The sequence below is a fragment of the Streptomyces sp. NPDC048370 genome, from assembly GCF_043200825.1.
In the GTDB taxonomy this organism is placed as follows: Bacteria; Actinomycetota; Actinomycetes; order Streptomycetales; family Streptomycetaceae; genus Streptomyces.
Genome location: NZ_JBICYI010000008.1, coordinates 53,187 through 79,535, shown reverse-complemented (window position 1 = coordinate 79,535; position 26,349 = coordinate 53,187). Strand labels below are relative to the sequence as shown.

Annotated in this window: 27 protein-coding genes and 1 pseudogene; 21 read left to right on the top strand and 7 right to left on the bottom strand. The window is 71.8% G+C overall.

Annotated features, from left to right (window positions below; translation table 11 throughout):
- Positions 1 to 226 precede the first annotated feature (226 nt).
- Together ACGFYP_RS19160 and ACGFYP_RS19155 are read left to right on the top strand one after the other, a co-directional pair.
- Positions 227 to 1,510: an Nramp family divalent metal transporter gene (locus ACGFYP_RS19160; RefSeq protein ID WP_393494563.1), complete on the top strand. Its 1,284-nt coding sequence runs from the start codon at positions 227 to 229 to the stop codon at positions 1,508 to 1,510.
- 120 nt (positions 1,511 to 1,630) lie between these two features.
- Positions 1,631 to 2,848, top strand: a complete 1,218-nt coding sequence (locus ACGFYP_RS19155; protein WP_393495057.1) for a serine/threonine-protein kinase — start codon at positions 1,631 to 1,633, stop codon at positions 2,846 to 2,848.
- 64 nt (positions 2,849 to 2,912) lie between these two features.
- On the opposite strand, the gene ACGFYP_RS19150 is transcribed toward ACGFYP_RS19155, so the two are convergent.
- Positions 2,913 to 4,613 carry a chitinase gene (locus ACGFYP_RS19150; protein ID WP_393494560.1) on the bottom strand — a complete coding sequence of 567 codons (1,701 nt, stop codon included), beginning with the start codon at positions 4,611 to 4,613 and terminating at the stop codon, positions 2,913 to 2,915.
- 394 nt (positions 4,614 to 5,007) lie between these two features.
- Here ACGFYP_RS19150 and ACGFYP_RS19145 point away from each other — a divergent pair.
- The 14 genes and pseudogenes from ACGFYP_RS19145 to ACGFYP_RS19080 all read left to right on the top strand — a co-directional run.
- A pseudogene (locus ACGFYP_RS19145) lies at positions 5,008 to 5,874 on the top strand (hypothetical protein); the annotation flags it as partial.
- 264 nt (positions 5,875 to 6,138) lie between these two features.
- Complete coding sequence (gene cpaB, locus ACGFYP_RS19140) at positions 6,139 to 6,843, top strand: Flp pilus assembly protein CpaB (protein WP_393494557.1); 705 nt, start codon at positions 6,139 to 6,141, stop codon at positions 6,841 to 6,843.
- Between the two features lie 7 nt (positions 6,844 to 6,850).
- Complete coding sequence (locus ACGFYP_RS19135) at positions 6,851 to 8,119, top strand: CpaE family protein (RefSeq protein ID WP_393494554.1); 1,269 nt, start codon at positions 6,851 to 6,853, stop codon at positions 8,117 to 8,119.
- Between the two features lie 3 nt (positions 8,120 to 8,122).
- Entirely contained in the window at positions 8,123 to 8,503 is a 381-nt protein-coding gene (locus ACGFYP_RS19130) for a TadE/TadG family type IV pilus assembly protein (protein WP_393494551.1), read from the top strand.
- Positions 8,500 to 8,967 carry a TadE/TadG family type IV pilus assembly protein gene (locus ACGFYP_RS19125; protein WP_393494548.1) on the top strand — a complete coding sequence of 156 codons (468 nt, stop codon included), beginning with the start codon at positions 8,500 to 8,502 and terminating at the stop codon, positions 8,965 to 8,967. Before ACGFYP_RS19130 ends, ACGFYP_RS19125 begins: the two co-directional genes overlap by 4 nt.
- Positions 8,968 to 8,969: 2 nt before the next feature.
- Positions 8,970 to 10,313 (top strand): CpaF family protein, encoded by a 1,344-nt coding sequence (locus ACGFYP_RS19120; protein ID WP_393494545.1) that lies wholly within the window; start codon positions 8,970 to 8,972, stop codon positions 10,311 to 10,313.
- A 31-nt stretch (positions 10,314 to 10,344) separates the two neighbouring features.
- Positions 10,345 to 11,286, top strand: coding sequence for a type II secretion system F family protein (locus ACGFYP_RS19115; protein WP_393494542.1), 942 nt, complete (start codon positions 10,345 to 10,347; stop codon positions 11,284 to 11,286).
- A 14-nt stretch (positions 11,287 to 11,300) separates the two neighbouring features.
- Positions 11,301 to 12,188: a DUF5936 domain-containing protein gene (locus tag ACGFYP_RS19110; RefSeq protein ID WP_393494539.1), complete on the top strand. Its 888-nt coding sequence runs from the start codon at positions 11,301 to 11,303 to the stop codon at positions 12,186 to 12,188.
- Between the two features lie 3 nt (positions 12,189 to 12,191).
- The gene (locus tag ACGFYP_RS19105) at positions 12,192 to 13,433 is read left to right on the top strand and encodes a sensor histidine kinase (protein ID WP_393494536.1); all 1,242 of its coding nucleotides are present in this window, start codon (positions 12,192 to 12,194) and stop codon (positions 13,431 to 13,433) included.
- Complete coding sequence (locus ACGFYP_RS19100; protein WP_393494533.1) at positions 13,430 to 14,137, top strand: response regulator; 708 nt, start codon at positions 13,430 to 13,432, stop codon at positions 14,135 to 14,137. Before ACGFYP_RS19105 ends, ACGFYP_RS19100 begins: the two co-directional genes overlap by 4 nt.
- Before the next feature lie 135 nt (positions 14,138 to 14,272).
- The gene (locus ACGFYP_RS19095; RefSeq protein ID WP_393494530.1) at positions 14,273 to 14,488 is read left to right on the top strand and encodes a Flp family type IVb pilin; all 216 of its coding nucleotides are present in this window, start codon (positions 14,273 to 14,275) and stop codon (positions 14,486 to 14,488) included.
- A complete protein-coding gene (locus ACGFYP_RS19090; RefSeq protein ID WP_393494527.1) occupies positions 14,488 to 15,177 on the top strand; it encodes a pilus assembly protein TadG-related protein in 690 nt (229 codons plus the stop codon). Before ACGFYP_RS19095 ends, ACGFYP_RS19090 begins: the two co-directional genes overlap by 1 nt.
- A 62-nt stretch (positions 15,178 to 15,239) precedes the next feature.
- On the top strand, positions 15,240 to 15,782 hold the full coding sequence (locus ACGFYP_RS19085) for a hypothetical protein (protein ID WP_393494524.1): 543 nt from the start codon (positions 15,240 to 15,242) through the stop codon (positions 15,780 to 15,782).
- Positions 15,783 to 15,793: 11 nt separating this feature from the next.
- Complete coding sequence (locus ACGFYP_RS19080; protein ID WP_393494521.1) at positions 15,794 to 16,423, top strand: OmpA family protein; 630 nt, start codon at positions 15,794 to 15,796, stop codon at positions 16,421 to 16,423.
- A gap of 150 nt (positions 16,424 to 16,573) precedes the next feature.
- On the opposite strand, the gene ACGFYP_RS19075 is transcribed toward ACGFYP_RS19080, so the two are convergent.
- Together ACGFYP_RS19075 and ACGFYP_RS19070 are read right to left on the bottom strand one after the other, a co-directional pair.
- Complete coding sequence (locus ACGFYP_RS19075) at positions 16,574 to 17,461, bottom strand: PhzF family phenazine biosynthesis protein (RefSeq protein ID WP_393494518.1); 888 nt, start codon at positions 17,459 to 17,461, stop codon at positions 16,574 to 16,576.
- Between the two features lie 280 nt (positions 17,462 to 17,741).
- The gene (locus ACGFYP_RS19070) at positions 17,742 to 18,734 is read right to left on the bottom strand and encodes an endonuclease domain-containing protein (RefSeq protein ID WP_393494515.1); all 993 of its coding nucleotides are present in this window, start codon (positions 18,732 to 18,734) and stop codon (positions 17,742 to 17,744) included.
- 113 nt (positions 18,735 to 18,847) lie between these two features.
- Between ACGFYP_RS19070 and ACGFYP_RS19065 the strand changes: the two genes are divergently transcribed.
- Positions 18,848 to 19,213 (top strand): hypothetical protein, encoded by a 366-nt coding sequence (locus tag ACGFYP_RS19065; RefSeq protein WP_393494513.1) that lies wholly within the window; start codon positions 18,848 to 18,850, stop codon positions 19,211 to 19,213.
- Between the two features lie 158 nt (positions 19,214 to 19,371).
- Positions 19,372 to 20,499, top strand: a complete 1,128-nt coding sequence (locus ACGFYP_RS19060) for a hypothetical protein (RefSeq protein ID WP_393494510.1) — start codon at positions 19,372 to 19,374, stop codon at positions 20,497 to 20,499.
- Here ACGFYP_RS19060 and ACGFYP_RS19055 read toward each other — a convergent pair.
- Complete coding sequence (locus ACGFYP_RS19055; protein ID WP_393494507.1) at positions 20,471 to 20,839, bottom strand: DUF192 domain-containing protein; 369 nt, start codon at positions 20,837 to 20,839, stop codon at positions 20,471 to 20,473. The genes ACGFYP_RS19060 and ACGFYP_RS19055 overlap by 29 nt on opposite strands.
- A 72-nt stretch (positions 20,840 to 20,911) precedes the next feature.
- On the opposite strand from ACGFYP_RS19055, the gene ACGFYP_RS19050 reads away from it, so the two are divergent.
- On the top strand, positions 20,912 to 21,775 hold the full coding sequence (locus ACGFYP_RS19050) for a prepilin peptidase (RefSeq protein ID WP_393494504.1): 864 nt from the start codon (positions 20,912 to 20,914) through the stop codon (positions 21,773 to 21,775).
- A 25-nt stretch (positions 21,776 to 21,800) separates the two neighbouring features.
- Positions 21,801 to 23,321: a DUF2079 domain-containing protein gene (locus ACGFYP_RS19045; protein WP_393494501.1), complete on the top strand. Its 1,521-nt coding sequence runs from the start codon at positions 21,801 to 21,803 to the stop codon at positions 23,319 to 23,321.
- Between the two features lie 73 nt (positions 23,322 to 23,394).
- On the opposite strand, the gene ACGFYP_RS19040 is transcribed toward ACGFYP_RS19045, so the two are convergent.
- Both ACGFYP_RS19040 and ACGFYP_RS19035 read right to left on the bottom strand, forming a co-directional pair.
- Positions 23,395 to 23,820, bottom strand: coding sequence for a DUF4267 domain-containing protein (locus tag ACGFYP_RS19040; protein WP_393494498.1), 426 nt, complete (start codon positions 23,818 to 23,820; stop codon positions 23,395 to 23,397).
- 124 nt (positions 23,821 to 23,944) lie between these two features.
- Entirely contained in the window at positions 23,945 to 24,391 is a 447-nt protein-coding gene (locus tag ACGFYP_RS19035) for an anthrone oxygenase family protein (RefSeq protein WP_393494495.1), read from the bottom strand.
- Between the two features lie 90 nt (positions 24,392 to 24,481).
- Between ACGFYP_RS19035 and ACGFYP_RS19030 the strand changes: the two genes are divergently transcribed.
- Positions 24,482 to 25,060, top strand: coding sequence for a TetR/AcrR family transcriptional regulator (locus tag ACGFYP_RS19030; protein WP_393494492.1), 579 nt, complete (start codon positions 24,482 to 24,484; stop codon positions 25,058 to 25,060).
- 72 nt (positions 25,061 to 25,132) lie between these two features.
- Here the strand turns inward: ACGFYP_RS19030 and ACGFYP_RS19025 are convergent, their stop codons facing one another.
- Entirely contained in the window at positions 25,133 to 26,290 is a 1,158-nt protein-coding gene (locus ACGFYP_RS19025) for a winged helix DNA-binding domain-containing protein (RefSeq protein WP_393494489.1), read from the bottom strand.
- Positions 26,291 to 26,349 lie beyond the last annotated feature (59 nt).

The window sequence follows — 26,349 nt, the reverse complement described above, 5'->3', positions numbered from 1 at the left end:
GGGTGCGGGGCTGTGCAGTGACAGTGCGGTGGCTGTGCGGTGGCTGTGCGGTGGCTGTGCTGTGGCTTTGCTGTGGCTGTGCGGGGTGTCCCGCACATCGTGCGGCCATGACATGGACGGGTCAAGGGTGCGGTTCGGCCACGCCCTCTTGCGCCAACGCGCCATAGCCGCTTGGGTGACCGGGTTCCACAGGAGATCACACAGGTCGGCGAAAGGCGGGGCGGACATGGCGGAGATCGCTCAAGAGGAGGGCCCGGGAGACGTCGAGGGGACGAAAGCCCCGCGCAAGTCCTCCTGGCGCCACATCGGACCCGGCATCGTCGTCGCCGCCACCGGCGTCGGCGCCGGAGACCTCGTCGCGACCCTGATCGCGGGCTCGAAGTTCGGCTACACCCTGCTCTGGGCCGCCGTCATCGGCTGCCTCGTCAAGATCTCCCTCGCCGAGGCCGCCGGCCGCTGGCACCTGGCAACCGGCCGCACCCTCTTCGACGGCTGGCGCAGCCTCGGCGCCTGGACCACCGTCTACTTCGTCGGCTACGTCATCGTGTGGGGCTTCGTCTACGGCGCGGCCGCGATGTCCTCCAGCGCCCTGCCCCTCGGCGCCCTCTTCCCCGACGTCATGGACCTCAAGGCGTGGGCGGTGCTCTGCGGACTGGTCGGCCTCGTCTTCGTCTGGTTCAACCGGTACGCCGTCTTCGAGAAGGTCATGACCGTCCTCGTCGGCGTGATGTTCGTGGTCACCGTCTACCTCGCGATCCGGGTCACACCCCACCTCGGCGACGCCCTCGCCGGTCTCGTCCCGGTGCTCCCCGACGGCTCCCTCGTCTACACCCTCGGCCTCATCGGCGGCGTCGGCGGCACCATCACCCTGGCCGCGTACGGCTACTGGGTCAACGCCAAGGGCTGGCGCGACACCAGCTGGATGAAGGTCATGCGGATCGACAACCGCTTCGCCTACCTCACCACCGGCATCTTCGTCGTCGCGATGCTCTTCGTCGGCGCCGAGCTGCTGCACTCCTCCGGCCTCGCGCTCGCCAAGGGCGACAAGGGGCTCCTCGACCTCGGCGCCATCCTGTCCGAGCGGTACGGGAACGCCACCGCCAAGCTCTTCCTGATCGGCTTCTTCGCCACCTCCTTCACCTCCCTCATCGGGGTCTGGCACGGCGTCAGCCTGATGTTCGCCGACTTCGTCGCGCACTACCGGCCCACGCTCGTCCCCGCCGGAACGCCCCGCGACCGGTCCCTGCCGTTCCGCGCGTACCTGCTCTGGCTGACGTTCCCGCCGATCGCGCTGCTCTTCCTGGACCAGCCGTTCGGCCTGGTCATCGTGTACGGCGTGATCGGCGCGTTCTTCATGCCGTTCCTGGCGCTGACCCTGATCCAGCTCCTCAACTCCTCCCGTACGCCCGCCGAGTGGCGCAACGGGTACCTGAGCAACGGGATGCTGGGCGCGGCGGGGCTGCTCTTCGTGGTGCTGTGCGTCCAGCAGGTGCGCGAGCTGCCCTGGTAGCCGAGCCGCTCGGTAGCCGAGCCGCTCGGTGGCCGAGCTGCCCGGTAGTCGAGCTGCCCTCGGTGGCCGAGCCGGCCGGGCGGCGGGCTGCCCCGGTCGGCGATACTGTCCCGCGTGGGGATGCTGATCGGCACGTACGAGATCGAACGCAAGCTCGGCGAAGGCGGGATGGGTACCGTCTGGCTGGCGCGTTCGCGCGGCGGCCGTGCCGTCGCCGTCAAGGTGGCCCGGCCGGAACTCGCCGCCGACGCCGGGTTCCGCGAGCGCTTCCGTGCCGAGATCGTCGCCGCCCGCAGGGTCGGCGGCTTCCACACGGCGCAGGTCGTCGACGCGGACCCTGACGCCGAGGCGCCCTGGCTCGCCACCGCCTACGTCCCAGGACCCACCCTCGCCGGCCTCCTCGCGGCCGAGGGCCCGATGGACGAGCGGGGGCTCCGGTCGCTGGGCGCCGCCCTTGCCGAGGCGCTGGAGGCCATCCACGGCTGCGGGCTCGTCCACCGCGACCTCAAGCCCGGCAACATCGTCATGGCCGCGGACGGCCCCCGGGTCCTGGACTTCGGGATCGCCCGCGCCCTGGAGTCGACCCGTCTCACCGCCACGGGAACGGCCTTCGGCACCCCCGGCTACCTGGCGCCCGAACAGGCCCTCGGCGAGGAGGTTACGGGCGCCGCCGACGTGTTCGCGCTCGGCGGCGTCCTCGTCGCGGCCGCCGGGGGGCGGGCCTTCGGGGACGGGACGCCGATGGGGCTCATGTACCGCTCCGTCCACGAGGCCCCGGACCTGGGCTCCGTACCGGAGGCGCTGCGCGGCCTCGTGGGGCGCTGCCTCGCCAAGAAGCCGGCCGAGCGACCCGCACCGGCCCAGCTGCTCGACGCGCTCGCGGGGGACGGGGAGCTCGCGCCGCCGCCGGCGACACCTGTGACACCGGTGCCGACGCTGGTCGTCCCGGTGCCGGGTCCCGTTGTCGGCGTTCGTGACGAGGTCCCCGGGTCTCTTCCCGTACACGCGCAGCCGACCCTCGTCGTGCCGCCGCGGCCCGCCGGGCCGCCGGGGCCCTCGCCGACGTTCGAGGCCGCCGACAAGACCTCGGGGATCGTCGTCGACGCCGAGGGGGTGGTCTTCGTGGTCTCCGACGTCGAGGCGGAGTTCGTCTGGGCGGAGATCGCGTCCTTCGCGTGGGGCCGGACCCGGCGCGGCCGGGGCATCGGCGTCACCCTCACCCTGCACGACGGCTCCGCGTACACCTGCGAGGTCGACGGCCGCCGTACCGACCGCGCCGACGAGTGGGCCCGGCAGCTGGACCTGGCCCTGCGCGGGTACCGGCCGCTGCCCGCCTGAGACACGGCGCAGCGCCGTCGCGGGGAGCGACGGCGCTGCGGGGGCTGTCTCTTCGATCTGCCGGTTACGGCAGGTTGTGGACGTGCGGGCCGACCGCGTTGGACCAGGCGTTGCCGGCCGTCGCGTCCCAGTTGGTCGACCAGGTCATCGCACCACGCAGGTTCGGCCAGGTCTGCGAGGGCTTGAAGGAACCGCAGTTGGTGCCGCGGGCCAGGCAGTCGAGCGCGTTCTTCACGATCGACGGGTCGACGTAGCCGCTGCCCGCGCCCCGGGTCGAGGCCGGCACACCCAGGCCGACCTGGGAGGCGTCGAGGCCGCCCTGGAGCTGGATGCAGGCGAGCGCGGTGAGGAAGTCCACCGAGCCCTGGCTGTAGACCTTGCCGTCGCAGCCGAGCATCGAACCACTGTTGTAGTACTGCATGTTGACGACCGTGAGGATGTCCTTCACGGCGAGCGCGGTCTTGAAGTACTCGGTGCCCGTGTTCTGCATGTCGATGGTCTGCGGGGCCATCGTCAGGACCATCGAGGAGCCGGCCTTCGCGGAGAGCTGGCGCAGCGCCTTCGTCAGGTACGTGGAGTTGATGCCGTGCTCCAGGTCGATGTCGACCCCGTTGAAGCCGTACTCCTGCATCAGGGCGTACGCGCTGTCGGCGAAGGCGGTCGCGGAGGCGTCACTGTTGATCGTGACGTTCCCCTTCTCGCCGCCGACGGAGATGATGACCGACTTGCCGGCCGCCTTCTTCGCGGTGACGTCGGCCTTGAAGTCGGCGGTGGAGGCGTAGCCGACGGCCGGGTCGAGGTTGAAGACGATCTGGCCGGGCGTGGTCGTCGAGTCGGCGAACGAGACGGCGATGATGTCGTACTGCGCCTGGACGTCCCGCAGCTTCTGGACGGTCGCGCCGTTGTTGAAGTTCTGCCAGTAGCCGGTCAGGGCGTGCTTCGGGACGGACGGGCCGGGGCCCGGGTTGGTGGCGCTGGTGCGGGCGGAGACGGCGTTCGACTTCGCGGACTCGCCCGCCGCGTTGGTCGCGGCGACCTGGAACTGGTACGTGGTGTTGGCCGCGAGGCCCGTCACGGTCGCGGAGGTGCCGGAGACGGTCTGCGCGAGGGAGCCGTCGCGGTACACCTTGTAGCCGGTGGCGCCGGAGACGGCGTTCCAGCTCAGGGCGACCGAGGACGAGGTGACCGAGCCGGCGGCGAGGCCGGCCGGGGTCGACGGGACGACCGGGTCGGGGTCGACAGGGCCGCCGCCGTCGGGGCCGAAGACGGAGACGTCGTCGACGTGGTAGGCGGCCTGTCCGTACCAGCCGTGGGTGTAGACGGTCACCTGGGTGGTGCTCGCGCCGGTGGTGAAGGTGGTGGTCAGCTGCTTCCAGGAGGTGCTGTCGGGGGTCCAGGTGGAGACGTCGGAGGTCCCGGTGCCGGTCGCGCCGAGGTAGGCGTACCCGCCCTGCACCCAGGCGCTCAGCGTGTACGTCGAGTTGGGCTTGACGGTGACGACCTGGCTGCAGCGGGCGTTGTCCTGGCCCGCCGGGGTCGCCTTGAGGGCGCCCGCCCCGGTCCGTACGGGCGAGGAGACGGCGGCGCCGCTTCCGGCCGTACAGGTCCAGTTGGCGATGCCGGACTCGAAGCCCGCGTTCCTGGCCACGTTGACGTCCGCGGCCTGGGCGGTGCCGGCGCCGCCGACGAGAGCGAGCCCGGAGCCGACGGCGAGCGCGAGGGCGCCGCCGATCCATCTGCGCGAGCGTGTGGTGGTGCGGTCCACTTGCTGCCTCCGGTGGGGGAGTTGGGGAGGGGTACGGGAGGGGAAGGGAGGGAGAGGGAGGGAGGGTCGGGAACGGTGGCCACCGCTTGGGGGAACAAGCTGGTCCAGACCAATCGAGTTGTCAAGACCTCTGGCGGGGAAGGGGAGTTGGGTGGGTGGGTCCGAGGGCCTAGGGGAGACCTAGGGGAAGGCCCAGGGAGGGCCTGGCGTCGGGCCCGGTCGGGGGCCCATCGCAAGGGCCGTGGCGAGGCCCAATCGGGCCCAGATTTCTCGTTGTGCTTGGCGGATTGTGTGTTCACCACCCCGCAGGTCGTGGATAAAGTGCCAGCATCGCGCTGTGCAGTAACGCAGTGAACGCAGTGAGTCATGGGGACATGGGGACGGGGAGCCCGACGTGCCGACAGCGATCGCGGTCACCAGTGCCGATCTGGTGCTGCCACCGACCGACCAGCAGACACCCACCGCCGCCGTCCTGCCCGCGCCCGAGAGCCGGCCCCTCGCCTCCGCCGTGGCCGATCTCCAACTCCTGGTCGACCGCTACGGCCATGTGATCGTCCTCTGCCCGAGCTCCCTGCCGAAACCCGCCGAACAGCGACTGCACGCCATCCGCTCCCTCCTGGAGAGCGACCGGATCGCCCTGGTCAAGACCGATCTGCCACCGCTGGGCACCGCCGTACTGGCCCGGCAGCTGCGGCAGCTCTCGGTCTGCGACTTCAGCCCCGGCGTCGTCGCCTCCGCGGCCCGGCTGCTCACCCACTACATCTACGCGGGCGCCGTCCTCGGCTCCGTCGCCAAGCTGGACCGCGTCCCCGTCGGCCTGAAGTCCCACGTCAAGGGCTGGCTCCCCGGCGCCCAGTTCGCCGTGCTCGCAGGACCCGTCCCGCAGCTCGTACGGATCGGCGCGGGCGTCGAACCGCCCGCGGGACCCGAGTTCGCCACCCAGCTCGTCCTCGCCAGGGGCCAGCTGCAGACCGACTGGCCTACCGGCACGCTGGCCCCGACCTGGCAGGTCCAGGCCGTCCACGAGGCGCCGCTGCCCGCCGAGTCGCCCCGGTGGTGGGGGACCGGACGGCTGGTGGAGTTCACCGCGTACCTCCCCGACATCGCCGTACTCCACCGACTGGTCGCCTCCGTACGGCGCGAGACCTGCCACTGGTGCCGGATGGAACTCATCGGCGACCGCTGCGGCTTCTGCGCGGCCCCGTGGGTCGCTCCGCCGGCACCGCCTGTCCACCAGGCCGCTTCCCAAGCTGCCTACCCAGGTGTCCGACAGGCTGCTCCGCAGGCCGGTCCGCAGACCGCCTTGCGGCGCGTTCCCGCAGCCGCCTCGACCGGCTCGCAGGGCGCCCTGCCGGTCGCCTCCGCGCGTCAACCTCGTGAGCTCGCCCCACCGGCCTCTGCGGCCCCACCGGCCCCACTAGCCTCCGGCGCTCCGCCCGCCTCCGCCGCCCCGGAGTCTTCGTCCCCGTCCGCCACGTTCCCCGTCCGCTGAGCCACACGTACCCCCGATCGAGGTTGTCCGGCAATGAACTCCCGCCAGCGTCGTGGCGTCATCCTGTTGCTGCTGTCCGTCCTGTGCGCCCTCGGCGCGTTCGCCGGCGTCCTCTCCGTGATCGACGACGTGAACGCCAAGGTCGGACCCGAGGTGACGGCGTACCGCGTCAAGGGTGACGTGGCGCCCTACACCCCGCTGGACGACGGGCAGTTCGAGGAGATCTCGATGCCGAAGCGCTGGCTCTCGAAGACCGCCGTCACCGACCTCGACCAGATCCGCGGAAAGATCGCCGTCACCACGCTCGAAGCGGGCTCCCTCCTCCAGTCCGACATGATCGTCCGGCGGCCCGCGCTCCAGCCCGGCCAGCAGGAGATCGCCATCATGATCGACGCCGCCACGGGAGTCGCCGGCAAGATCACCCCCGGTGCCACGGTCAACATCTACGCCACGTTCGCCGGCGAGAAGGGCGGCAAGGCCGCCCAGTCCAAGGTCATCGTCAGCAACGCCCGCGTCCTCGACGTCGGCAAGCTCACCCCGATCACCGACCGCACCGACCGCAGCAACGGCCCCACCGAAGCCGTCCCGATCACCTTCGCGCTCTCCACGATCGACACCCAGCGCGTCGCGTACGCCGAGTCCTTCGCCGAGCACGTACGGCTCGCCCTCGTCGCCCCCGGCACCGAGCCCACCCTCACCCCCGACGACCGCACCTACACGCTCGACAAGGACAAGTGAGGCCGGTATGACCACCAGGATCCTGCCGGCCGTCGCCGACCCCGACGCGGCCCGCGCCGTCATCAGCCTCCTCAGCCAGCTCCCCGGCGCCGAGCCCGCCCCGCCCGTCGCCGACTCCACCCAGCTCGTCGACACCCTCGCCCGGCTGGCCGCCCAGTCCCTCGACGAACTCCCCGAAGTCGTCCTCGTACACGAGCGGATCGGCCCGGTCCCCGCCCTCGAACTCGTCCGCGAGGTCGCCCTCCGCTTCCCCGCCGTCGGCGTCGTCCTCATCACCGCCGACGCGAGCCCCGTGCTCTTCTCCGCCGCCATGGACTCCGGCGCCCGCGGCCTGGTCACCCTCCCCCTCGGGTACGAGGAGCTGGCCAGCCGCGTCCAGGCCGCCGCCCAGTGGTCCGTCGGCGTCCGCCGCCACCTCGGCGGCGGCGCGGACGTGTTCTCAGGACCCGGCGGCACGGTCGTCACCGTCAGCGGCGCCAAGGGCGGCGTCGGGACCACCGTCACCGCCGTCCAGCTCGCCCTGGCCTCCCGGGCCTCCGGCCGCAACGTCGCCCTCGTCGACATGGACCTCCAGGGCGGCGACATCGCCTCGTACCTCGACGTCCAGTTCCGCCGCTCCGTCGCCGACCTCGCCGCCGTCGACGACATCTCGCCGCGCGTCCTCCAGGACGCCGTGTACGTCCACGAGACGGGCATCGCCCTCCTCCTCGCCCCCGGCGACGGCGAACGCGGCGAGGACGTCGCCGACCGCTCCGCCCGCCAGATCGTCGGCGCCCTCCGCTCCCGCTACGACGTCGTGGTCGTCGACTGCGGCACGTACCTCAACGGCGCCAACGCGGCGGCCGTCGAGACGGCCGACACCGCGCTCCTCGTCACCACCCCTGACGTGGTCGCCGTACGGGCGGCCAAGCGGACCGTACGGATGTGGGACCGCCTCCAGATCCGCAAGGCGGAGGAGACGACGGTCGTGGTGAACCGGCACACGCGCGGCACCGAGATCCAGCCCGCCCTGATCCAGAAGATCACCGGGACGCGGATGGCGGGCGTCGTGGTCCCCGCCAACTTCAAGGAGCTGCAGGGCGTCGTCGACGCCGGCCGCATGCACGAGCTCGACGCCCGATCGAGCGTGAAGCAGGCCCTCTGGTCGCTCGCCGGCGAACTCGGGCTCGTCGGCCCGCCGTCCGCCGCCGACCAGCGGCCCGCGCTCGGGCCGGGCAAGCAGCTCGGATCCGGCAAGCAGCTCGCCCGGCTGACCCGCGGCAAGGGCGGGCGCTGAACCATGCCGACTTCGGGGCGTACACGGCGGGACGACAGGGGGCAGGTGGCCGTCGAGTTCCTCGGCATGGTCCCGCTCATCCTGATCACGCTCGTCCTGCTCTGGCAGTGCGTCCTGGTCGGCTACACCTTCACGCTGGCCGCGAACGCGGCGGACGAGGCGGCACGGGTCTGTGCCGTGGACGGCGACTACGTGGCGGCGGGGAAGCGCCACCTGGGCGGCTCGTGGTCGAGGTCGGCGCGGGTGGACTGCCCCGGCTCGGGAGACATGGCCCGGGCGACGGTGGAGCTGAGGGTCCCGGTCCTCTTCCCGGGCGCCATCGCCTTCCCGTTCCGGGTGACGGGCGAGGCCGGAGCCGTACGGGAGGAGGTGGGCGGAGGATGAGCCGACGTGACTGGGGGGACGGCTGGGGTGGAAGCGACCAGGGAATCGACCGGGGCGGAAGCGAGGCCCGCGTCCGCGCCCTCACCTCGCGCGTCCGCCCCCTCACCTCGCGCGATCGGGGTCAAGTAGCCGTCGAGTACCTGGGCTTCCTGCCCATCCTCCTGCTCATCGCCCTCGCGGGCATCCAGCTCGGCCTCGCCGCGTACGCCGCCCAGCAGGCGGGCACCGGAGCGCGCGCCGCGGCGCGGGCCGCCGGCCACGACGACGCGACGATCGGCCCGGAGCCGGCCGGCCGGGCCGCGATGAGCGACTGGATCGCCGCACGCGCGCGGGTCGACGTCGTCGAGGGCGGCGGCGAGGCCGTCGCGACCGTCTCCGTGGACATCCCGTCCGTCGTCCCCTTCTGGGACTTCGGACGGATCGAGAAGACCGCCACCCTGCCCGTGCCCGAGGAGGGCGAGTAGCCATGAGCCTGCGAGCCCGTATCAGCGCCCCCGACGAGGGCGGCGCGGGAGGAGCCAGGGAGGACGGCCACCTCGTGGCCTCCTTCCGCGCCAAACTCCTGGAGGAGATCGACCTCACCGAGATGTCCGCGCTCGTCGCCACCGAGCGGCGCGCCCGCCTCGAACGCGTCCTCGGCCACATCATCAGCCGCGAGGGCCCCGTCCTCTCCACCGCCGAACGGGCCCAGCTGATCCGCCGCGTCGTCGACGAGGCGCTCGGCCTCGGCGTCCTGGAACCGCTCCTCGAAGACGCCTCGATCACCGAGATCATGGTCAACGGACCCGACCAGATCTACATCGAGCGGGCCGGCCGTGTCGAACTGCTGCCGCTCCGCTTCGCCTCCCACGAGCAGCTGATGCAGACCATCGAGCGGATCGTCTCCACCGTCAACCGCCGCGTCGACGAGTCGAACCCGATGGTCGACGCCCGGCTGCCGTCCGGCGAACGCGTCAACGTGATCATCCCGCCGCTCTCCCTGACCGGCGCGACCCTGACGATCCGCCGCTTCCCCCGCGCGTACACGCTCCGCGAGATGATCGGCCTCGGCTCGCTCGACGAACAGATGCTCCTGCTGCTCTCCGGGCTCGTCCAGGCCAAGTTCAACGTGATCGTCTCCGGCGCCACCGGCACCGGGAAGACCACCCTCCTCAACGCGCTCTCCGAACTGATCCCGGACGGCGAACGGGTCATCACCATCGAGGACTCCGCCGAACTCCAGCTCCAGCAGGCCCACGTCATCCGACTGGAGAGCCGCCCCCCGAACATCGAGGGCCGGGGCCAGGTCACCATCCGCGACCTCGTCCGCAACTCCCTGCGCATGCGCCCCGACCGCATCATCGTCGGCGAGGTCCGCGGCGGCGAGACCCTCGACATGCTCCAGGCCATGTCCACCGGCCACGACGGCTCCCTCGCCACCGTCCACGCCAACTCGGCCGAGGACGCGCTGATGCGACTGCAGACGCTCGCGTCGATGTCCGAGGTCAAGGTCCCCTTCGAGGCCCTCAGGGACCAGATCAACAGCGCCGTCGACGTCCTCGTCCAGCTCACCCGGCACCCCGACGGCACCCGCCGGGTCACCGAGATCGCCGTCCTCGCGTCGACCGCCCGCGAACGCTTCACCCTCGCCACCGTCTGCGCCTTCCGCGCCCAGCCCCTCGCCGCCGACGGCCGGGTCCACGGCGTGTACGAGTACCACCCGCTGCCCCGCCGGGTCGCCGACCGCCTCTACCTGGCCGGCCAGCCGATCCCGCAGGCCTTCGGCGTCGCCGCGACCGACGACCAGCTCACCACCCGAGAAGCGAAGTAGGAAGGGCCGTCATGACGAGGAGGGGCCGTAGATGAACACGTCGACGTGGCTGGTGACCGGCGTCGTGCTGCTCGCCTGCGTCCTCGGGGTGCTCGGCATCCACACGTACGCGCGCGGCACCGCGGACCGCGCCGCCCTGGTCGCCCGGCTCACCCAGAGCGGCGAACCCGCCGCCACCGGCCGCCGCAGACGCCGCTTCCGGGGCATCGACCGGCGCGTACGGCGCACCGCGTTCGGCCGCCGCCTGGAGCTACGGATCTCCGCCACCGGCCTCGACCTGACCCCCGGCGAGTTCGTCGTCGCCATGACGGTCCTCGTGATCGCCCTCTGGATCACCGGTCAGGCCGCGCTCTCCCCGTTCTTCGGTCCGATCTGCGGGCTGCTCGGCGTATGGCTGGCCCTGGGCTTCCTCAACTGGCAACGCCAGAAGCGGATCGAGAAGTTCATCAACCAGCTGCCCGAGCTGTCCCGGATCCTCGCCAACGCCACCCAGGCAGGACTCGCCCTGCGGATGGCCCTCAGCATGGCCGCCGACGAACTCGACGCACCCGCGGGCGACGAACTGGAGAAGGTCGCCCAGCAGCTCGCCGTCGGCACCTCCCTCGACGACGCCCTCGGCGAACTCGCCGAACGCCTGCCCTCCCGCGAGCTGGTCGTCCTCGTCACCACCCTCGTCCTCGCCAACAAGGCGGGCGGCACCGTCGTCTCCTCGCTGCGCAACCTCACCGAGACCTTGGAGGAGCGCAAGGAGACCCGTAGGGAGGTCCGTACGCAACTGTCCCAGGTCAGCCTGACGGCGTACGCGGTCCCGGTCATCGGAATCGGCTCCCTGCTCCTCATCGACAACATGCAGCCGGGAGCACTGGACCGGATGACCGGCTCCGGGCTCGGCCAGTTCGCCGTCGTCGCCGCGTTCACGCTGTACGCCGTCGGCTTCGTGATCATCCGCCGCTTCTCGAAGATCGACGTGTGAGGGGCGCACGCACCATGGACCTTCTTCTCGCACTGGCCGCCGCTGTGTCGGTCACCGGCATCCTCTACGGCATCCGCCTCTACCGGGCCGACGCCAAACTCCCCGACGACCTCCAACTCGCCCTGGAGGTCGGCTCCACCCGTACCGGCGCCGTCGACTCCGTCGTGGACCGGCTCGGCATGCGCTACTCGGCCGCCGTCCTGCGGGCCATGGGCCCCAAGCGGGTCGGCGCCGTCCGCCGCCGCATCGACCTCGCGGGGAACCCCGGCGGCCTCACCATCGACCGCTACGGAGCCCGGCGCGCCGTCTACGGCGGCCTCGGCGGCCTCGGCGGTCTGATCATGCTCTCCAACGGCGACATCCTCGTCGCGCTGCTGCTCTTCGCCTTCGGCGCGTTCTGGACCGAGGTCGGCATCTGGTCGGCGATCCGCATCCGCAAGGACCAGATCGAGCGGACGCTGCCGGACTTCCTCGACGTGCTGGCGGTGGTCGTGTCGGCCGGGCTCGGCTTCCGGCAGGCCCTGGACCGGGTGTCGGAGAAGTACGAAGGACCGTGGGCGGACGAACTGCGCATCACGCTGCGGCAGATGGACATGGGCGTCAGCCGGCGTCAGGCCTTCGACGAACTGCGCCGACGCAACGACAGCGAGCAGGTCGCCCAGTTCGTCACCGCCCTCCAACAGGGCGAGGAGCTCGGCGCACCGATCGTGGAGACCCTGATACAGATCGCCAACGACATGCGCAGGACCGACGCCCAGAACGCCCGCCGGAAGGCCGCCAAGGCGGTCCCCAAGGCCACGATGGTGATCACGACCCTGATGGTCCCGGCGACGATGATCCTGCTCGGCGCGGGCCTGTTCCTCGGCACGGGCACGAACCTCGGCTCGATCACGGGGGAGTGAACGATGGCGGTGGATGTCGAGATGAACGCCCTGCGGGCGATGTGCCGACAGGTCGTGGGCCTTCGGTTGGCGTTGATTGCGCTGGGGACCCCGTATGCCCTTCTGGGGGCGGGAGGGGCGGGCGGAGCGGGCCTGGCGGTGGGCTGGTTGGTCGCTACGGCCGTACTCGTCACGCTCGTCGTCTCGTACGCGATGTTCCGAAACTGGGAACGGCTCGGCCCCGTGCTGCTCCGACACCCCACCCTGCTCGCGGCGGACGCCCTCGTCGGCTCGCTGCTCCTCGTCACGGCGGGCCCGGACAGCGTGCTGGGGTACGTCGGCGTGTGCACCACCCCGCTGCTGGCGGGACTCGCGTACGGGCGGCGGGGGGCGGCCTCCTTCGCCGGCTTCCAGTCGCTGATCGTGTTGACGGCCTACGTGGCGGGGCTCGGGGAGTCCGGGTTGGGGGCTTCCGGGCTGGGGGAGTCCGAGCGGGGGGCTCCCGCGCTCGGGGCTTCCGGGCTGCTCGCGGGCATGAGCGTGATCGCGGGCGCGCTAGGGGTCACCCTCCGCAACCTCCTCCTCCGATACGGCGCGGCGGCCCGGGCCCTAGCGGTCGCCCAGGCGGCGCAGGAGGAACGCGCCCACCTGGCGCGCGACCTGCACGACTCGGTCGCGAAGACCCTGCACGGCCTGGCACTGCAGGCGGACGCCCTGGCGGAGTCGCCGGACCCGCGCGGGCAGGCGAGGGCGGTGGCGGGCGCTGCGCGCAGGGCGGTGGAGGAGTCGCGGGAGTTGCTGGCGGGCCTGCGGGGAGTGCCGTACGGCGGGGTGAAGGTGGACCTGACCTCGGAACTGACGGACCGGGTGCGGGACTTCGCCCGACGCTCGGGCATCAGGACGAGTTACGTGGATGAGGGGGCAGCACCCCCTGCGGTCCCGTCGGCCGTGGCCGGACAACTGCTCACGATCGCGTCGGAGGCCCTGGAGAACGCGGGCCGGCATGCCCGCCCGACGCGGGTGGACGTCTCGGCGGGAGTGGTGGAGGGCCTTCTCCGTATCAGCGTCCGCGACGACGGCCGCGGCCTGCCCCCGGGCACGACCCTCGACGGCCTGCGCAGCACCGGCCACTTCGGCCTGGTCGGAATGGTGGAGCGGGCGGCGGGCGTGGGTGCGCGGATCAGGATCGGGCGGGGCGGCGGAAGCCTCGCGCGGGGCACGGAAGTCCGCCTGGAACTCCCGGTCGAGGGGGTGGCGGCGCGATGACGCTCACGGTGCTCGTCGCCGACGACAACCCGGTGGTCCGCGCGGGCCTGCGCGCCCTGCTGCACGCGGCGACCCCGGACATCCGTGTCGTCGCCGAGGCCCCCGACGGCCGCACGGCGATGGACGAGACCCGCCGCCACCGCCCGAACGTGGTCCTCCTGGACGTCCGCATGCCGATCGTCGACGGCCTGACAGCCCTCCCGTACCTGGTCGGGGTGGCCCCGGTTCTGATGCTGACGTACAGCGCGGAGACCGAGGTCGTACAGGAGGCGCTGCGCCTCGGGGCCGGGGGCTACCTGGTGCACGGCGAGTTCACGGCGGAGGAACTGGTGACGGCGGTCCGCGACGTACGAGCGGGCCGGGCGCGCTTCACACCGACGGCGGCAAACGCGTTGGTGGGGGTAGTGCGCGGGAGAGGTGCGACTGCACATGGTTTGGTGCGACCAATCGTCTCGACTTCATTGAGATTTGGCGGAGTACCTTCGCATGTGCAACCGAATGTGGCACGCTTTGGACTGAGCGTGAGGGAGGGGGAGGTGATGGACTTGATCGCGTCCGGCCTGAACAACCGACAGATCGCCGACGCATGCTTCATCAGCGAGAAGACGGTCAAGAACCACATCAACCGCATCTTCGCCAAACTCCACGCCACCTCACGAAGCGAGGCCATAGCCGCCTGGCTGGGCACGAGGGCGGCATCATGACCGACAACCCGACATGGGCCCGGGTTTGGGCCTACGGGCCCTGTGGGGAGGAGGGGGTGGGGGCGTACCGTGCGCGTGCCGAACTCGGCAACGGCATCGGCACGGGGATGTACGAATCCGGAGGGGACGACGACCATGAGCGACCTCATGCTGAAGGCTGCGACGAAGGCAAAGGTGCACTTCGGCGGATGGCTCCGCACGAGGACGACGAACGACCGGGGCCAGACGGCGGTCGAGTACCTGGGGATCATCGTGGTGGTGGTGGCGATCGTGGTCGCGATCAGCGGTACGAGCATCGGCAACACGATCCGGACGGCGATCTCGAACAAGATCGCCGACCTGATCGATTAGTGCGGGCCGGCAGACACAACGACTCAGGGCAGGCTTTCCCCGTCTACATCACCGTGATGGCGGGCCTGCTCCTTCTCGCGTTCGCGTACTTTGCCGTGGGCCAGGCGGCCGCCACCCGGAACGGTGCTCAGACCGCGGCAGACGCCGCGGCACTTGCCGCTGCCCAGGACGCCCGCGATCAGCTGCGGGACGGCTGGTTGGGAGTCATCCTCGACCCCGCTCAATGGGGTGACTTCCTCTCGGGCGAGGAGTACGACGTGGACGCCGCTTGCGGGCGCGCGGCCTCCTTCGCGGCCAAGAACGACGCGCAACTCTCGGGTGATGCGTGTGTCCCCCTCCCCTTCGGGGAGCCGGGATTCCGGGTGGAGGTGCGCACCCTGGACTCTGTCGGTGACTCCATCATCCCGGGTACGGAGAACCAGCACGCCACGGCCACGGCGACCGCTGTGCTCGAACCACGGTGCACGTTCGAGGCTCCCGAACCGACTCAGGAGCCTGAGCCGCCCGACCCCGACCCCGACCCCGACCCCGACCCCGACCCGGACCCGGACCCGGACCCTGAGCCCACCCCGACGGAACCCGCCCCGATTCTCGGTCTCTCATGCGACGGTGTCCCCTGGACGATCGACCCTGACGAGCCGGAACTCCCCAGCGCTGCTGACCTCTTCACTGTTCGACTCGCCGACTGAGAAGCGAAGGAATCCCGTTCATGAGTGTTCGGTACGCAACGACGGCCCTCAGGAGGTGGGCCGTGGCAGTCACCGCGGCCGGCCTGGTCCTCGGCGTAGCCGGCTGCGGCAGTGACGACGAGCCTCCGAAGAGCCAGCCCACCAATAGTTCCTCGTCGACTCCCACGAGCAGCGAAGGTGACAAGGAGCCTCAGTCCGAGGCTCCGGAGGAGACTCTGGCCGTGCTCAAGGGGCAGGACGGCTTCGAGCTGACGATCACCTCGGCCCAGCGTGATGCCGGCGGCTTTCTCACCGTCAAGGGACGCCTGAAGAACACCTCTGACAGGGGCCGTGCGCTTCCGCAAGCAGTGAAGGGCAACGAGACCGAAGTGCTGAAGCACGGAGATTCCCTGGGCGGTGCGACGCTCGTGGACGGGATCGCGAAGAAGCGCTACTACGTGCTCCGTGACACGGACGGTAGGCCCCTGACCACCACAGGCCTCGACATCTTCCGCGCACAGGCCTCGTCCGAGGTCTTTCTGCAGTTCCCGGCGCCCCCCGCCGGCACCACCGAAGTGAGCTTCCAGCTCCCCACCTTCGAACCCGGCACCATCAAACTCTCCTGACGGACGCCGCCATGACTCCCCACCGCCTCGCCATCCTCGCCGCCGCATCCCTCCTCCTCACCCTCCTCCCCGCCACCCCCGTGCTCGCCGACGATCCCCCCAACTCCACCTCCAGCGCCTCCCCGCCCCCCGAGATCGACGCGAACTCGCCCGAGCTCATGCTTCCCGACGGAGCCACCCTCGCCGCGCCCAAGGTCCTCGACATCAAGCAGGTCGTCGAGGAGGAAGGGGGCGAACAGCGCCGCGAGGACACCAACGTCGACGTGACCTTCGCCCTTCAGGCCGAGGTCCTCTTCGCGAAGGACAGCGCCAAGCTCGGCCCCGCCGCCACCGCCCGTATCGCCGCCATCGCCGTCGAGATCAACCAGCAGAACTCCAGCCGCGTCCGCGTCTTCGGCTTCACCGACAACCTCGGGACCTACGAGCACGGCCTCAAGCTCTCCAAGCAGCGCGCCGACGCCGTACAGCTGGAGTTGGCGAAGACGCTCGAACCGGGGAAGACCTTCGACATCCGCGGGTACAGCGAGGACTACCCGATCGCCGACAACGCCACGGAGGAAGGCCGCACCAAGAACCGTCGCGTAGAGATCTCCTTCCCCCGGACGACCACCACGGCACCGGCCCCCGCGCCGGCGCCCTGATGCGGGTTCTCAGCAACCGCGCCGTATTCTCGGCGGCAACCGCACTCCCGGACCAAGCCTCGTCCCCGGCATAGCAGCCGCCAGGAACGAGGCCCTCGCAGGTGAGGCCGGTAGCCGGCGAACGTGATCGGTCAGGGCCTTTCGATCGGATCAGGCCGGGATGCGGGCCCCTGCGCCGCCGACCCTGATCCGCCGGTCGCCCGCACGCAGTTCCACCGTCAGGACGCCGGGACGCCCCATGTCCTCCCCCTGGTGGAGGGTGAGAACCGTCGCCTCGGGCACGAGTCCGAGCTCACGGGCGTACGCGCCGAAGGCGGCCGCCGCCGCCCCGGTCGCCGGGTCCTCCACCACACCGCCCACCGGGAACGGGGCACGGACGTGGAACACCTCCGCAGAGGCGCGCCAGACCAACTGCAACGTCGTCAGGTCGAGCCGGTGCATCAGGGCCTCCAGGCGGGCGAAGTCGTACGCCAGGTGGGCCAGGCGCTCTCGGGTCGCGGCGGCCAGGACCAGATGGCGGGCGCCCGCGAAGGCGATGCGGGGAGGCAGGGCGGGATCGAGGTCGCCGGCCGGCCAGTCGAGCGCGGCAAGTGCCTCCGCCAGGTCCTCGGCCGCTATGTCCTCGATGTGCGGCTCGACGCTTGTGAGCGTGGCCCGCAGCGCCCCGCCCTCCCGCGTCACGGTGACCGGCACGGTCCCGGCCCGCGTGGTGAACACCAGGTCGCCGGGGCCGATGCGCTCAGCGAGCGCCACGGCCGTCGCGACGGTGGCGTGACCGCAGAAGGGCACCTCCGCCTTGGGGCTGAAGTAGCGGATGTTGTACGTACGCCCGGCGTCCGACGCGCCGGAGCCCGCCCCCTCGAACGGCGCTGTGAGGAACGCGCTCTCGCTGTAGCCGACTTCGGCGGCGATCGCCAGCATCTCCTCGTCGCCGAGGCCCGTGGCGTCGAGAACGATTCCGGCGGGGTTGCCGCCCTCGGGATCGTCGGAGAAAGCGGTGTAGCGCAGGACGTCGGGGGTTTCACGTACGGAGTTCATGCCGGGAGAACGCCGCCGAGTCCCGAGGTAGTTCCCCAGGTAGGGGGACCGTCTCGGAGCTCCGTGCCCGGACCCCCAGGTAGGGGGACCGTCTCGGAGCTCCGTGCCCGGACACGGCCTATACGCGGGCGCTGTCCAGACGGCGGCGCACCATCGAAAGAGTCGTTGGTAGCTCCAACAGCTCCTCGTCCAGCTCCTCGTCCAGCTCCTCGTCGCTGAAGGGACGGTGAAGCCGAGGATCGTGGGCTGCGGGGTTGCGGCACATGCTGCCCAGCCCGACCTAACCCCCTGCCTCCAAGTGCCCCAGCACCGCCCGGATCGTCGCGACCACGGCGTCCGGACGGCGGAACACGTCGCGTGCCGTGAAGCGCAGGACCCGGCGGACCTCCGGGCAGTCCGCGAGGTCGTTGAAGCGGCGGATGTCGTGGTCGTGGGCCTGGCGGGTGCCGTGGAAGGCGTAACCCTCGATCTCGACGGCCAGGCCCACCGTACGGAAGAGGAAGTCCGGGCGCAGGGTGCGGCCGGAGCGGGACCGGAGGAGGGGCTGGGACTCCGGGCGGAGGCCGGCGTCGCGCATGTGGAGGCGGGCGACCGTCTCCGCAGGGGAGCCGCACGCCGGGTCCGCGAGCCGGAGCCAGCGGCGGGCTCGGGCCGCGCCCGGACGCGGGACGGCCAGTTCTGCCGCCAGGTCCCCGTGGTGGACGAGCGGCTCGCGGCGGACGCCCCGTACCGTGCGCCGCGACAGTGCCGAGTCCGCGACCACGACGGCCCTCTCGCGCGTGCCGCAGCTCCGTATCAGGTCGCCGACCGTCCGCGCCGGACCCGTCGCCCGCAGGCCGCCGCGCATGACGCAGTCCCCGTCGGCCAGGAACTCCGTGGAGTGGACCCGCACGCCCTCGCCGGTACGGGAGGACAGCGGACGGCGCACGGTGAAGTCCAGCACCTCGGGCTGCCCGTCCGGCCCCACCGGGGGCCCCACCCCCGCCCCCACCCCCTCCCCCCGACCCCCGAGTACCTCGATGCGGTGCAGTGACGCCGCCGTGGCGTGGCTGCACACCCACGCCGGGTGCATCAGCTGGTGCGCCCTGGCGCGGACCCGCCAGTCCACGTCCTTGCCGGGGGCCGCCCATGCGCCCCGGCAGATCGGCTGCCAGCCTTCCGTGCGCAGGCGTCTCCCGACGCGGCCCGGTGTCCACCCCGCTCCGTAGGCCCACTCCGTGAGGAGCACCCCGCCCCGGGCGACCCTCGCCAACTCCTCCGTCTCCACCGCCATGGCCTCAACGATCCACGGAGGAGGGAAGGTTCGCATCCCCTGTGGATAACTCATGCCTTCATGCCTCATCCTGGTGCGAACTGGCGCAAGGCCTGCTCCGAAGTGGACTGCCGATGAAGACGACATCTCCGAGTGTGCGACTGGTCAGCGATCTCGTGACGCACATCCCCGAGTTCCGGGACGCCTACGAGGCCCACGTCTTCAGTCAGGGCGATGTGCTCCCGCACGTGTTCTTCTGGGACGTCGTCCAGAACACCGTGCGTTCCTTCCTCGGGGAGGATCCGGCCGCGGCCGACTGGCGCCGCACGCTCGACTTCCTGGAGGAGCAGAGCGCGCGCGGGGACCTCGGCGTCGACGAGGTCATCGTCACCTCGTTCCTCAACGACCTGCCGTACCCGCACGAGCCCGGGCACGCCCTCGTCCGGGAGCTCGGCCCGGTCATGGCGGCGAGGTTCGTCCGCATCCGCCCTGGGGGATGACCCGCGCCTACGAGCCCCCCGCGCGTACGAGTCCCTTCTCGTACGTGCCCCCGCGCCTACGAGCCCCCGCGCCTACGAGCCCCCGCGCCTACGAGCCCCTACGCGTACAAGCCCCTGCGCGTACAAGCCCCCTCCCGGCGCCGGACATAATCGAGCGCATGTCCCCAGACCGGCCGCCCCCTTCGCCCGATGTGCGCCAAGTGCCCGATTCGCCTGCCGTCGCCCTCGGTGGCTACGCCGCCACCCGCGTCATCGGCCTCGCGATCCTCGCCCTCGCCGCCGTCGCGACCGGCAAGGACGGGCTGCACCGGTTGAGCGGCCGCTGGGACTCCGTCTGGTACGTCCGGATCGCCGAGAACGGTTACGGCTACCAGGTCACCCTCCCCAACGGCAGCGTCCACTCCGACCTGGCCTTCTTCCCCCTCTTCCCGGCGCTCGAACGGGCCCTGTCCACCGTTCTCCCCGTCGACGCCGCCACCGCCGGGCTCCTCGTCTCCTGGGCCGCCTCGCTCGCCGCCGCCTGGGGGATCTACGCCGTCGGTTCCCACGTCGCGGGCCGGCCGACCGGGGTCGTGCTCGCCGTCCTCTGGGGCGTGTACCCGACCGCCTTCGTCCAGTCGATGGCGTACACCGAGACGCTCTTCACCGCCCTCGCCGCCTGGTCGATCCTGGCCGTGCTGCGCGGGCGCTGGATCCTGGCCGGTGCGCTGTGCGCGTTCGCCGGGCTCACCCGGCCGACGGCCGCCGCGCTGATCGCCGCCATCGGCATCACGGCCCTCGTCACCGTCGTACGCGAACGGAAGCTGCCCGCCCGCATGGCGGCCGGTGTCCTCCTCGCGCCGCTGGGCTGGCTCGCGTACATCGTCTACGTCGGCGTACGCGAGTCCAGTCCCACGGCCTACTTCGACGTCCAGGCCGCCTGGGGCAACTCCATCGACGGCGGTGTCGCCCTCGCCCGCTTCATCTGGGGCCTGCCGCCGCCGGCCGCCCTCGGCCTGTGCGCCGTGCTCGTCCTGCTCGGCTGGCTCGTCGCCCTGTGCGTACGGCAGAAGCAGCCGCTGCCGCTGCTCGTGTACACGATCGCCGTCGTCGTGATCTCCCTCATCGGCGCCGCGTACTTCGGGTCCCGGCCGCGCCTGATGATGCCCGCGTTCGGTCTGTTGCTGCCGGCCGCCGTGGCGCTCGTACGGCTCCGCCCGCGCAACCAGGTCCTGGTGCTCGCCGGGCTCGCGCTCGCCTCCGGTGCGTACGGCGCCTTCACGCTGCTCGGGTCGGGACCACCGTGACCCGCGCGCCCTTCCACAGGCCCCAGCCCGCCATCGCCCCGCCCTCCGCCTCCAGGACGTGCCGGCCGCGCGGGCGCAGCATGCCGAGCCGCCCGGGCCGCATGGTGACGACGTCCAGGACCGTGAGGTTCCGGTCCAGGTAGGCCACGTCGATGGCGAAGCGCATGCCGAAGGTGTGGATGCTGTTCGTCGGCGTGATGAGCAGCGCGCCCTCGATGCCGTCCCGGCCGAGCAGGCCGCGCCGCCTCGCCCGGTAGGAGGCCGCGATCTCCAGCGGGATCGGGTCCTCCCCGGCGAGCAGGGTCCCTGTACCGTCGCGCCACTTCCCCGGTCTCCCCATGGGGGAGACGGTATCTGTGGAGTGCGGTGCGGTGCGGTGCGGTGCGGCCGGGTGGGCGGGTAGGTTCGGCGGGTGTTCGTCACGCTGATCGTCGTCGCCGCGCTGTGGGGTGCCGCCACGGGGCTGCTCGTGCCGCGCGCCGCGTACCGACTGTCGGTCGAGCCGGAGGAGCCGTGGCGCGACAACTGCGAGGCGGGCCACGTCCTGGCCGGCCCGGCGCGCGGCTGGCTGGGCGCGCCTGCGTGCCGCTCCTGCGCCACGACGTCGAGCCCCCGTTCGACCGCCACCACCACCGCCCCCGCGCCATCGAACACCCCTCCCCCCGAGGCCACCACCGCCCCCGCGACGCCCCGCCCCCTGAGGCTGCGGACCCTCACCCCCGCCGCCCTCACCCCCGCCGCCCTCACCCCCACCCTCCTCACCGCCCTCTCCTGCGCCGCGCTCGCCGCCGCCACCGGGCCCCGCCCCGAGCTCGCCGTCTGGCTGCTCTGCGCGCCCCTGGCCGTGCTCCTCGCCACCGTCGACGTACGCGTGCACCGGCTGCCCGACCCGCTCACGCTTCCGCTCGCCGCCGCCACGCCGTTGCTCCTGCTCGGCGCCGAGCTCCTGCCGTACGACGCCGGGTCCTGGTTCCACGCGCTGCTCGGTGGACTCGCCCTGGGCGGTGGCTACTTCGTGCTGTTCCTGATCCGGCCGAGCGGCATGGGCTTCGGTGACGTCAAGTTGGCGCTCTCGCTCGGCGCGGCCCTCGGCTGGTACGGCTGGGGCGTTCTCTTCGCCGGTACGTTCGCGGGTTTCCTCCTCGGTTCGCTGTACGGGCTCGGTCTGGTCCTCGCGCGGCGGGGGAGTCGGAAGTCGGCGATCCCTTTCGGGCCGTTCATGATCGGTGGCGCTCTGCTCGGGCTGCTCCTCGGCGCGCTCTCCGCCTCCCCCTGAGGTCCGCCGCCTAGCATCCAGGCACATGCGGACAATGACTGACAAACTGCCCGTTGAGTCGCAGGCGGTGGCCCCTCCGGCACCCATCCCCTGGTACCGGCGCTCCGCCGTCCTCCCCTGGGCCTGGGCCGCGGGTCTCTGCCTGCTCTACGCGACCGTCGCCGTGCGCCGTCACCAGCTCCTGCGGACCACCGGCTACGACCTTGGCATCTTCGAGCAGGCCGTCCGCGCCTACGCCGAACTCCGCGCGCCCGTCGTCCCCTTGCGCGGACCCGGCTTCCACCTCCTCGGCGACCACTTCCACCCCCTCCTCGCCGCCCTCGCCCCCCTCTACCGCCTCTGGCCCTCGCCCCTCTGCCTGCTCGTCGCCCAGTCGGCGCTCCTCGCCCTCGCCGTCGTCCCCCTGGCCCGTTGGGCCCGGCGCGCGCTCGGTGTCCGTGCCGCGCATGTCGTCGCCGCCGGGTACGGGCTCAGTTGGGGCATCGCCTCCGCAGCCGCCTTCGACTTCCACGAGGTCGCCCTCGCCGTACCGCTGCTCGCCTTCTCCCTCGAAGCGCTCGCCCACCGCCGCTGGGGCGCCGCCGTCGCCTGGGCCGCGCCGCTCCTGCTCATCAAGGAGGACCTGGGTCTCACCCTCGCCGCCGTCGGCGTCCACGTCGCGGTCAAGGGGGCCCGGCGGCTCGGGATGGTCACCGCCGCCGTCGGGACGCTCGGCTCGCTGATCGAGATCAAGCTGCTGCTGCCCGCCTTCAACCCCGGTGGCGACTACGCCCACGGCGGCAACCTCGGCGACGGGCACGGCTCGCTGCTCTCGACCCTCGCCCACGCCCCGCTCGACGCCCTGCGCCCCGACGTCAAGGCGTTGACCCTGATCCTGGTCTTCGCCCCGTCCGCGCTGCTCGCCCTGCGCTCGCCGCTCGCGATGATCGCCGTCCCCACGCTCGCGTGGCGGATGGTCTCCGAGAACCCCTTCCACTGGGGCACCGCCTACCACTACAGCGCCATCCTCATGCCCGTCGTCTTCGCCGGCCTCGTCGACGTCCTGAGCGCCGAGAAGGCCGCGGAGGCCGGGCACGCCGCCCGGTCCGCGCGGAACGTGCGCGCCTCCCTCGCCACCGTCCTCGTCGTGACCGCCGCGATGCTCCCGTCGTTCCCGCTGGCCCAGCTCGTCCAGCGGCCCACCTGGCGGACCACACCCCACATCGAGGCCGCCCGTGCGCTCCTCGCGCGCGTGCCGGACGGTGCGACCGTCGCCGCCTCCAACCGGCTCGCCCCGCAGCTCACATCGCGCTGCGAGGTCGTGATCTTCCCGACGTTCCCGGTGGACAGCCGGATCGACCACCGGGAGACCGGCCCGCTGCCCGCTCCGACGGCCGAGTGGATCGTCTACGACGCCGTGCCGCCGGAGGCCTGGCCGCAGAAGAGCGGCCCGTGGCCCTACCCCGTCGAACAGCAGGAGGCCGAGCTGCGCGCCGCGCGCGAGAAGCACGGGTACGAGCTGGTGGCCGCCCGGGACGGTGTGACGCTCCTGCGCCGCGCCCGCTAGCGCCCGGCAGGACAGAAGGGGAGCGGCCCGATCCACACCGCGGCCTATCGGACCCTGATCCGCCGGACAGGCCCTAGGCGGGCTGCGGGGCGGGCGTTGCCGGAGCGGTCGCGATGGTGCGGGTCTCGCGCATGATCAGCAGGCCGTTGACCACCATCAGCGTCGCGGTCAGGCCGTGGACGCCGAGCGCGGTGGCCACGGAGCCCTGGTGGGCCAGCACGTTGGTCATGTCGCCGTACGCGGCGAGGGCCTCCACCAGCAGCACCCAGCCCAGCGCCCGGCGGTGACCCGTCACCAGCAGGATGCCCAGGACCAGGGCCAGGACGACGTCGCGGATTCCCTTGATGATCAGGAAGCCGTCGCCGTCGCCGGACGGCCAGCTCGGCAGGCCGTAGCCCGGCGCGGTCGTCTCCGGGCTCAGGATGTACTCCGTCCCGAACCAGAGGATGAAGAGGATGAAGACGGCGGCCAGTGCGGTGTTGATCTTCTTCAGCGCCATTGTTCTTCTCCTTGCGAGTCTTCGTCGGTTTGGTGAGCTTCGTGGGGCTTCGTGGGGCTTCGTGGAGCTTGCCGAGTCGTGTGGGGCCGCCGGCGCGGGGCCGGCGCGGGGCCGGACCCCGGGCTCAGGCGAGGGCGGCGACGAGCAGGGTGAAGGCGGCGACGATGACGGCGAGGCGGACGTAGTGGAAGCGCTCCCAGCGGCGCAGCTGCTGCTTCCAGTCGGCGGGCCGGTTGTCAGGGGTCCACGTCTTGTTCAGGTTGTTGATCGGGACGAGCAGCAGGATCGACATGACCACGCTGAGCAGCAGCAGCGCGCCGGCGGTGACGACGAGGCCGGTGCCGTGGTGGTGCCATCCGGCGACGGCCCAGACCGCGACGAGGACGAGCGAGCCGATGTACCAGACCGGCATGACGGCGCCGAGCATCCGGCCTCCGTGGGCATGGCCGAGTTGGCCGCTGTCCTCGGGGAGTGCGTTGAGGATCGGCTTCATGACGAAGGCGACGGAGAACTCCACCCCCACCATCACGCCGACGATCACGGTGGTGACGACCTCGAGTGCGTCGAACATGATGCTCCCCCTGAAATCTAGTGTTGCTAGCTGATGAGGCAACGCTAGTACTGCTGACGCTCAATTGTCTAGCGATGCTAGGATCGAATCATGTCGGTACAGGAACGCAAGCAGCGCGAACGGGCGGAACGTGAGCGCCTCATCGTGGCGACGGCCCGTGAACTCGCCGAGCAGCAGGGCTGGGACGCGGTCACCACCCGTCGGCTCGCCGAGCGCATCGAGTACAGCCAGCCCGTCCTCTACAGCCATTTCCGAGGCAAGCGGGAGATCATCGGCGCCGTCGCCCTGCAGGGCGCCGCCGAGATGGCCGTGGCGGTGCGGGCCGCGGCCTCCGGCGCGAACGGCCCGCGCGAGCGGGCCGCCGCCCTCGCGCGCACCTACCTCGACTTCGCCGAACGCAACCCGGCGGTCTACGACGCCATGTTCCAGCTCGACGGCGGTCTCGCGTTCGCGCGCGAGGACACCCCGGAGCCCTTGAAGGACGCCTTCGCCGCTCTGCTGGAGAGCCTGGGCGAGGTCGCCGGGGACGGCGTCCACCCGGGGCTGTTCACCGAGGTGTTCTGGGCGGCCCTGCACGGCCTCGCGACGCTGACCCGGGCGGGACGGCTGCTGCCGGAGGACGCCGCGCCGAGGGTGGAGCTGCTGGTGGACCGGCTCGCCGTGGTCTGACACGTGCTCTGCCCATCGACCACGACCCGATACTCGCCCTAGGGGCTGTCCGGCGGATCAGGGCCCGGGCCCCTAGGCGTGCGGGCCCACCGTCACCCGGTCGACCACCAGTTCGGCGTTGCCCTCCAGGATCGCGGCGACGCGTGTGGCCTGGGCCTCCACGGCACGTAGGCGGGTCGCGCTCAGCGGTTTCAGCGGTTCGACCGTGACCGTGATCCGCTTCCCCGAACGGCGCTGGTGCCAGACGCCCGCCACCGTGCCGTCGATCAGGAGCACCGGGTAGTTCCCGGCCTGGCCGCCCGCGAGGACCCGGGTGTACGCCTCGCCGGGGAAGAGCCGTTCGCGTGGCTGGGAGGCGATGGTGAAGCCGTCGAAGTACGGCAGCAGTCGCACCCCGCGGGCAGGACGCTCGTCGGGGAACGCGGTGTCCCCGGCGACGACCCACCCCGGCTCCCCGTCGAAGTCCACCTCCTCGATCCGCCCGGCCTCGGCCAGCGAGGCGAACAGCCCGGTCGCCCAGCCGGACGGGGCGGCCAGCCACTTCGCGAAGTGCCGGGGGCCGGCCGGGCCGTACGCGTACAGGTACCGCTCCACGAGGTCGCCGAGCGCCCCCGTCCCCTCCGCCGGGCGCACCCCCGGGTTGGTGTACGTGACCTTCCGGCCGCGGTCCCGGCCGAAGCACAGCACCCCGCGGTGCCCCGCCAGGTGGGTGATCTGCCGCCAGCGCGGCCACTTGTCCTGGAAGGCGTCCATGACCCGGTCGCCCGCCCAGGGGCCGGTGCGCGCCACGATCGCGTCCGTCAGTTCGTCCACGGTCAGCTCCGTGTCGGTGAGGGCGTCCGCGACGGCCGCGAGGACCTCGTCGGTCTGCTCCGCCGTCATCCGTACGTCCGGCGGCATCGGGTTCGCCCCGGTGGGGATCGCGGAGAGCGCCCCGGTCCACATCGGCAGGTCGGCGGCGGGCAGCAGATGGACGGTGCCGCGCGGGCCGTACGTCTTGACCAGCGAGCCGTCCTCCCAGAGGGCCGCCCGTACGTCGGCCCGGGTCCCCTCGGCCATGCGCAGGGCGACGGACAGTTCGGCGGCCGACAGGACCTGGGCGTGCGCGCCGAGCATCGCGGCGGTCACCGCGGCCGGGGGCGCGTCCGTGGGTTCGGCCAGAAACTGACGGTGGATCCTCCGGGCGTCCGCGCGCGCCCAGTTGACCTGTGGTGGGGTGGATGGCGTCATGCTTCGACGGTAGGCGCGGAATAGGTCAGGGCCTGTCCGCCTTGCCCGGAGGGCAGAGT